General features: G+C 60.3%; 6 protein-coding genes. 5 read left to right on the top strand and 1 reads right to left on the bottom strand.

Going from position 1 to position 8,057, the window contains the following annotated elements; genetic code table 11:
- The first annotated feature begins 148 nt into the window (after positions 1–148).
- Positions 149–967 (top strand): glycerophosphodiester phosphodiesterase, encoded by an 819-nt coding sequence (locus R6V78_RS06505; RefSeq protein WP_410288528.1) that lies wholly within the window; start codon positions 149–151, stop codon positions 965–967.
- A gap of 41 nt (positions 968–1,008) precedes the next feature.
- On the opposite strand, the gene R6V78_RS06510 is transcribed toward R6V78_RS06505, so the two are convergent.
- A complete protein-coding gene (locus tag R6V78_RS06510) occupies positions 1,009–2,337 on the bottom strand; it encodes an MFS transporter (RefSeq protein ID WP_410288529.1) in 1,329 nt (442 codons plus the stop codon).
- A 204-nt stretch (positions 2,338–2,541) separates the two neighbouring features.
- Between R6V78_RS06510 and R6V78_RS06515 the strand changes: the two genes are divergently transcribed.
- From R6V78_RS06515 to R6V78_RS06530, 4 genes are all read left to right on the top strand, one after another.
- Positions 2,542–5,457, top strand: coding sequence for a PEP/pyruvate-binding domain-containing protein (locus R6V78_RS06515; RefSeq protein WP_410288530.1), 2,916 nt, complete (start codon positions 2,542–2,544; stop codon positions 5,455–5,457).
- A 291-nt stretch (positions 5,458–5,748) separates the two neighbouring features.
- Complete coding sequence (locus R6V78_RS06520) at positions 5,749–5,907, top strand: hypothetical protein (protein WP_410288531.1); 159 nt, start codon at positions 5,749–5,751, stop codon at positions 5,905–5,907.
- A gap of 168 nt (positions 5,908–6,075) precedes the next feature.
- Positions 6,076–6,498, top strand: a complete 423-nt coding sequence (locus R6V78_RS06525) for a DUF2914 domain-containing protein (RefSeq protein ID WP_410288532.1) — start codon at positions 6,076–6,078, stop codon at positions 6,496–6,498.
- 4 nt (positions 6,499–6,502) lie between these two features.
- Positions 6,503–7,945 (top strand): diadenylate cyclase, encoded by a 1,443-nt coding sequence (locus R6V78_RS06530; protein ID WP_410288533.1) that lies wholly within the window; start codon positions 6,503–6,505, stop codon positions 7,943–7,945.
- Positions 7,946–8,057: the final 112 nt, after the last annotated feature.

Genomic DNA, 8,057 nt, shown 5'->3' on the forward strand with positions numbered 1-8,057 from the left:
CCTGGACGCCCGTGCAGGTCGTGGTGACGCAAGTCGGGTCCGTCCAGATGCAATCGTCGCAGCTGACCGACGTTCGGAACATGCCCGGAGACCAGCACACCTTCGCCTTCGGGCAGGGCCCCGCGCTCGGGCCTTTTTTGATCCCGCCATGGATCACCCGCAGAATCGGAAAATAAGGCTGGAAGAAAAGGTTGAAGGGGTTTTTCACCGGCTGGTGGACGCGTTCTATCGCCGATGGCCCTGCCCGCCCCCCCCGCTTCCGCTTCTGAAATCCTGTCGCATCATCTCCCACCGCGGCGAGCACGATAACCTCAGCCGGGTTGAAAACACCCTGCCGGCGTTTGACGCAGCCGCCGAGGCCGGCGTCTGGGGCCTCGAGCTGGACGTGCGCTGGACCCGCGATCTGTTTCCGGTGGTGTTTCACGACCCGGATACCCAGCGCCTGTGCAACCAAGCGGTCTGGATCGGACGCACCCGCCTGGACGCCATCAGGAATCAATTTCCCTGGATCCCGACCCTGCCCGAAGTGATCGACCGTTACGGCGGACGGCTGCACCTGATGATCGAGATCAAGGGCGAACACTACCCCACGCCTTCGGTACAGTCACGCCGCATGCGGGACTGTCTCGAGGACCTGGCCCCCGGGGAGGATTTCCACCTGATGGCCCTGCAACCCGACAAGTTCGGTTATTTCGGTTTTCTGCCGGCAAATGCCTTTGTCGGCATTGCGCGCATGCGCATGGACCGCTTGAGCCGCATGGCCGCGGACCACCGGTGGGGCGGTCTGGCCGGCCACTACCTGCTGACAACCAAAGCCATGCTGGCCCGTCATCATGGGCTGGGTCAGGGCGTCGGCACCGGCTTCGCCGATTCCCGGCGCTGCCTGTTTCGGGAGGCTGCCCGCGGCGTGGATTGGATTTTCTCCAACCGGGCGGCCGAGATGCAAGCCATTTGCAGGCAAGCCTGATGCTGGAAGAACGAAAGTCCGTTGACCGGTCGCCGCCTCCGTCAAAGCAGCGCCGCCTGCTTCCGCCCCTTCTCCTCGTCGACGAAATAGAGCAGAAAGGCCCCGGCGGCAAACAGAATCAGCACCGAGGCCATGCTCCAGCGGGCAGCCATGGCGCCCACGTGAACCAATTCCGCGGGGGTGGGGTCCACCGGCAGGAGCAGCCGGCGCACGAAAAGGCCCACACCACCCACCAGCATCGGTCCGATAATCGCGGCAAATTTGCCCAGCATGTTATAAAAACCGAAAAATTCGGCCGGCTTGTCCGCGGGAATCAACCGCGAATAGTAGGACCGGGAAAGGGCCTGAATACCACCTTGCACCAGACCGATGACAACTGCCAGCACATAAAATTCCTCCTTACGGGTCATGCGAACCCCCCATAAGGTGGCCGCCACGTAAACCCCGATGGCGATATAGATGCCCTTGCGCGGCCCCAGCCGCTGGCCCAGCCGGCCGAAAACCAGGGCGGCCGGAAAACCCACGAACTGGGTGACCAGCAGCGCCAGCAAAAGGTCGTTGGGCGCAAATCCCAGGCTCATGCCGTAATCCACCGCCATGCGGATAATCGTGTCCACACCGTCGATATAGAGCCAGTACGCACATAAGAAGAGCAGGACGGTCTTCATGTGCCGCACGCGTCCGAAGGTGTGTTTGAGTTGTGCAAAGCCGCCGCGCCAGATGCCGGTGGTCGCGCCTGGCGGCGGGACCGTTTGCGTTTCGGGCACCCAGAAAAGGATGAACAGGGTGAAAAAACCCCACCACAGGGCCACGGTGAGAAAGCCGATCCGGACTGCCTGACCGGCATCGGCCAGACCGAAGCGCTGGGGCATGACCACCATCAGCACGTTCACCAGAAAGAGCAGCCCACCGCCCAGGTAGCCCATGGAAAATCCCAAGCCCGACACAAAGTCCACGTTTTTTTCTGCGGACACTTCCGGCAGCAGGGCGTCGTAAAAAATGTTGGCGCCGGAAAAGCCGATGACCCCCATGGCGTATACCAGCACGGCAAACACCCACTGCCCCTGGCCCACGAAGTAAAGCGCCCCGGTCATCAGCACCCCCAGATAGGCGAACAGGGCCAGGAAGCGTTTGCGGGCGGCGCCCCGGTCGGCCACGGCACCCAGGATCGGCGCGGCCAGGGCCACCAGCAGCCCGGCGGCGGCATTGCCCAGCCCCAGGCGGGCCGTGCTCAGGTTGACGTCGACCCCGGCGCTCCAGTACTGCTTGAAAAAAACGGGGAAGAAGCCCGACATCACCGTGGTGGCAAAGGCGGAATTGGCCCAGTCATACATGGCCCAGCCCCACAGGGCTTTTCGGCTGATTTTCATGCTGATGCTGCTCCTTGGACCGATGGCGCTCGTTTTCACTTGATAAAAGAGGCCGCCGACCGTATTCTTGCAGGGCGGTCGGAAGCCCCCGACCCGCGCAGGCAACCATTTCGCCGGATGATTATGGACCAAGACGCCCTAAACCTGCCGTCATTCTTCAAGAACCAGGATTTTGACACTCACTTTAAGGTATTCCACGAGTTGATGTCAAACAAGGTCTTCGAGATCCTGTTGGTCGCCAGTCCTTACGACGCCTACATCCTGGAGGAGGACGGCAGCCTGGCGTCCAAAATCATCAACGAGTACCGCGGGCTGAACCTGAGCCGGCCCCCACGGATCACCCAGGCGGCCACCGCCACCCAGGCCATGGGCATGCTGGCCCAAAAAGTGTTCCACCTGGTGATCGCCATGCCCCATCTGGACGACATGGACGTCTTCGACCTGGGAGCGCAGATCAAAGCCACCCATGCCGACCTGCCGGTTGTTTTGCTGGCCCACAGCGCCAAGGGGATCTACCCGCCGCCGGAGGGACGCTCACTCTCGGGCATCGATGAGGTCTTCATCTGGTCCGGCGATTCGGACCTGCTGCTGGCCATCGTCAAAAGCATGGAAGACCGGCTCAATGTCGCCGCCGACACCCAGAAAGCCAGTGTACGGGTTCTGATTCTGGTGGAGGATTCGCCCCTGTACACCTCCTATTTCCTGCCGCTGATCTACAGGGAGGTCGTCAACCAGACCCAGGAGGTGCTGGAGGAGAGCTTGAACCAGGAACACCGGCTGCTCAAGATGCGCGCACGCCCGAAAATTCTCGTGGCCGGGACCTACGAGGAGGCCATCTCCCTTTACCGGCGCTACGGCGACTATCTGTTCGGCATCATCTCCGATACCCGCTATCCCAAGGGCGGCAAAATCACAGCCGATGCCGGATTCACATTCCTGCGCGAGGTCCGCCGGGCGATTCCCGATCTGCCGCTGCTGCTCATCAGCAACGAGGCCCACAACAGGGAACTGGCCGCACGGGTGCCGGCGGCGTTTCTGGACAAGAACAGCGACGATCTGCTGGCTGAAATCCACCAGTTCTTCTCGAATGCCCTGGGATTCGGCGATTTCGTCTTCAGGCGGTCTGACGGCAGCGAAATCGCGCGGGCCGCCAATCTTAAAACCCTCGAGGAGATCCTTCCGACCATCCCCGATGAATCCCTGCTCTATCATGCCACCCGCAACCGGTTCTCCAACTGGATCATGGCGCGGGGGGAAATCGCCATGGCCTCGCGCCTGCGCAAAGCCGATGCGGCTGACTTTTCCGGAGCGGACGAAATCCGTCAATATATCATCACCCACATCCACGCCCTGCGCAAATGGCGGCAAAAAGGGGTGGTGGTGCTTTTCAATTCCAAAGACTACGATCCCGAGATTTCCGACTTCGTAAAGATAGGCAGCGGGTCTTTGGGTGGAAAGGCCCGGGGGCTGGCCTTCGTGGCCAATCTGCTGCGCCGGTCATCGCACCTTCAGGAGCGCTACCCGGATGTGGCCATCCAGGTGCCGCAGACCCTGGTTATCACCACCGAGGGGTTCGACGCCTTTGTCTCCCACAACGGGCTGGACCCGTCCGCCATGGCCGACCAGTCCGACGAACAGATTGCCCAGGCGTTTCTCGATGGGAAAATGCCCCCCTGGCTGACCGGTCAACTCAGCATGTACCTTGAGGCGGTTCACCAGCCCCTGTCCATCAGAAGTTCGGGCCTGCTGGAGGATGTTCACAACCACCCGTTCACCGGCCTTTACCGGACCTACATGGTGCCCAACAACCACGCGGACTTTTCCATCCGCTGCAACCAGCTGATTACCGCCGTAAAACTGGTCTACGCCTCCACCTGGTTCAGGGACCCGCGGACCTTTTTGAGCAGCACGGCTTACCGGATCCGCCGGGACCAGATGGCCGTGATCATCCAGCGGCTGGTGGGCAGCCGGCACGGTTCGTTTTTCTACCCGGACATCTCGGGCATCGCCCAGTCCCACAATTTCTATCCGGTGGCGCCCCTGAAAGCGGATGACGGGGTGGCACGCATCGTCATGGGGTTTGGCCGGGGTATCCCCGAAGGCGAGCCTTCGCTTCGTTTTTCACCCGCATATCCCCAGGTACAGCCCCAGTTTTCCAAAGTGGCGGACATCTTGGCCAACGCCCAGCGCCAGTTCTGGGCGCTGGGCATGGAGAGCGTTCCCGACGGGCTCTATTTTGAACGCGGTGTCAATGTGGAAAAGCGTTACGTGGACGATGCCGAGGCCGAAGGACCGGTGCGGAGACTGGCCGGCACTTACGTGCCTGCTGAGCAGCGCATCCGGGACAGCGTTCATATCCCGGGCAACCGGGTGCTCACCTTTGCACCGGTTCTCAAATACGACAGCTTCCCGCTGCCCGGGCTGCTCAAAGACCTGCTGGCCATGGGTCGGGAAGGCATGGGCTGCGCGGTGGAATTCGAGTTTTCCATCACCCTGACGGGCAGCCCGGACCATAAGGGAACCTTCAACATCCTTCAGATGCGTCCCATGTCGGCCGGGGAAGACCTGCATGACGTGGAAGTGACCGACCAGGATATCGCCCACGCCCTGTGCTACGCCGGTCAGGCCCTGGGCCATGGCCGCAGCCAGGTCCTCGCCGACATCGTCTATGTCCGACCGGATACGTTCAACCCTGAAAACACGCCCGAAATTGCCCGGTCCATCGCCATTGTCAACGCGGCGCTGGTGAAGGCGCAACGACCCTACCTGCTGATCGGCCCCGGTCGGTGGGGCTCCTTTGACCGCTGGCTGGGCATACCGGTGAAGTGGCGGGACATCAGCGGGGTAGGCGCCATGGTGGAGATTCGCAACGACGCGCTGAAAGCCGACCCCTCACACGGATCCCATTTTTTCCATAACATCACGGCCAACGGCATTCCCTATCTGACCATAACCGAAGGCAGCGACGATATCATTCGCTGGGACACGCTGCAGGCGCTGCCGGTCGTGTTCTCCAACCCGCACCTGAGCCATGTGAGGCTGCCGCAGCCCCTGGTTGTCAAATGTGACGGCAAGCAATCACGGGCAGTTGTCCTGCTGGAAGCGGCCGCCACCCGGTGAGGACCGGCACAGTCAAACGGCTGGGACCGGTCCCGGGGGTCGTCTTGTTCTGGATCCGGACCCGGTCGGTCGTTTGCAGCCGCAGCCTGTTTTTTTTCACCCCTCAGCGGCGCCGATGATTCCAGAACCCGGCCCGCAATTGCCTGAGCCATCCCCCCCGTCATGATTCTTTGCTAAAGAAAAATCGAAAACCGGCGATACCGGAATCAACAAGCCAGATGATCACCAATGACGGTCGGCCGGTTGTGCCCGCACACCGATTGACCGGCACCAGATAAAGGAGCGTTGACCATGGAGAGGGGAAAAGAGATCGTTTTTTTCGATAAACTGGGTTTCGGCTGGCTGCTGGATGCAGATTCGGTCAGCAAATTACGCGAAAAGGAGTCCATCGAACAGATCCTGGTCCAACGGTCCCTGGCCGAACTGTTTCGCAAAAGAAACCCCGTGTAGGACCCCATTTGGATACCGGTTGTAGACTGCCCCGACACCGGCGCCAATTCAGGCGCATCATTTTCCGGCGGCCTCTCCCCGGATGCCCGTCGCAAATTATACCTTTTTATCGGACGGAAATCCCGTTTTCTGCTTGTAAAAAAAAGTGATTGCGCTACTGTGGGCCCCATGAGACATGCAGCCCGACACGTGTGCAGAATCTTGATATTGGCCCTCGTGCTTGCCCCAGCATGGACGGCACGGGGACAGGAGGCGCAGACTTCCGGCAAACTGACGCTGGTCCGGGCAGTCATGTGCGAGACCATCGTGGAGTACGCACCGACAAACTCGGCAGTGGTCTTTTCCATCGAACGGGGCCGGGTGTCGTGCTTCACGGAATTCGACCCGGTGCCCAAACAGACCTACGTCAGCCATAAATGGTATCGCCGAGACAGCCTGGTCACAGAAAAACGACTCACCATCAACCCGCCCCGCTGGGCTTCATTTACCAGCATGCAGCTCAGGGATGCCGACAAGGGCCCCTGGCGGGTTGAGGTCACCGATGAAAACAACACCCTCATGCACACGCTGCGATTCAGCATAACGGACTGACCCCATGGAGCCATTGATTCCATTCAGCACCGGGCTGCGCTGGCAGGACGTGATCGATATCCTGCTCAACAGCTACATCCTGTTCAGGCTCTACGTGTTGTTCCGGGGCACCAATGTAATCCGGATGATCATGGCTATCGCCATGCTCTGGATCGTGGAGCGGACGGCCGTGAGCATGGGCCTGATCGTCACCAGCTGGGCCATGCAGGGCATCATCGCCGCCGCCGCACTGATCATCATCATCGTGTTCCGCAACGAAATTGCCAGCGTATTGCAGACCCGCAATTTCAAGTCCTTTTTCTGGGGCATCCCCCAGCGTCAGATCCAGACCCCGGTAAACATCATCGTGGAGAGCGTCTACGAACTGGCCCGCCGCAAGCTGGGCGCACTGATTGTGCTGCCCTTGAAAAATGGCATCGAAATGGTGGTCCAAAGCGGCATTCCCTGGCAGGGCAAGCTTTCGCGGGAGATGCTGCTGAGCATTTTCTGGCACGGTACACCGGTCCACGACGGAGCAACCGTCATCCAGGGTGACCGGATCGTGGAGGTCTCCGCCATTTTGCCCCTCTCCAAAAGAAATGACCTGCCCTCCTACTTCGGCACCCGCCATCGGGCCGCCCTCGGACTGGCTGAACTGACCGATGCCGTCGTGATCGTGGTTTCCGAAGAACGGGGTCGGGTCACGGTATTCAAGGACGATTCGATCATCCACATCAACGACAACATCGAACTGAACCGCACACTGCGGGAGTACACCGGTGAAGTGACCGCCACCAACGGCCTGAGACGGCAGGCCGCAGAGCTGGGCATCGCCGCCATGATCTGCCTGGCCAGCATCACAGGCATCTGGTTCAGCTTCGCCCGGGGCCTCGAGACCCTGATCACCCTTGAAATCCCCGTCGAATTCATGAGCCGGGATCCCGGGATGGAGATTTTCTCCGCATCGGCCAGCAGCGTAAGACTTCAGCTCAGCGGTTCGGGAACCCTGATCAAGTCCGTGCGCCCCGATCAGGTCAAGGTGAAACTCAATCTGGCCAATGCGGTTGCCGGAAGCAATCAGATACCCATCTCCCGTGAGAGCATCACGCTGCCGCCCGGAATTCAGCTCAAGCAGGTGGATCCCCTGTCACTTGAAGTAAACCTGGATATACCGGTGCAGAAAACACTGCCCATTCAGACGGAATGGACCGGCAAACTGGCCAGAGGACTGATTCTGGAAGATGCCCGCACGGTTCCTGACGTGGTTACAGTGGTTGGCGGCAGCCTGATGCTCAGAGAGATCCAGACGATCTACACGGAGAAGATTCCCCTGGAAAATATCACCACGGGTGGAACCGTTTCGGTCAGCCTGGTGCTCCAACCGTCCTCATTGAAGCTGGTGGACGGGGCCAAAAACCGAATCGATGTGATCTTCAAAGTCAAACGCCGACCCGACGCCTCGTCCTGAAGCGCATTTTCAATGGGTTCCACAAAGAAGCGTGCCCGCAGGGACTTCCCGTGCAGGCACGCGCTTCAAACCTGGTGTTCGAGGCGTGAACATTGACGACGCCATCGCAAAT

This window comes from Desulfosarcina sp., from assembly GCF_046496365.1.
In the GTDB taxonomy this organism is placed as follows: Bacteria; Desulfobacterota; Desulfobacteria; order Desulfobacterales; family Desulfosarcinaceae; genus Desulfosarcina.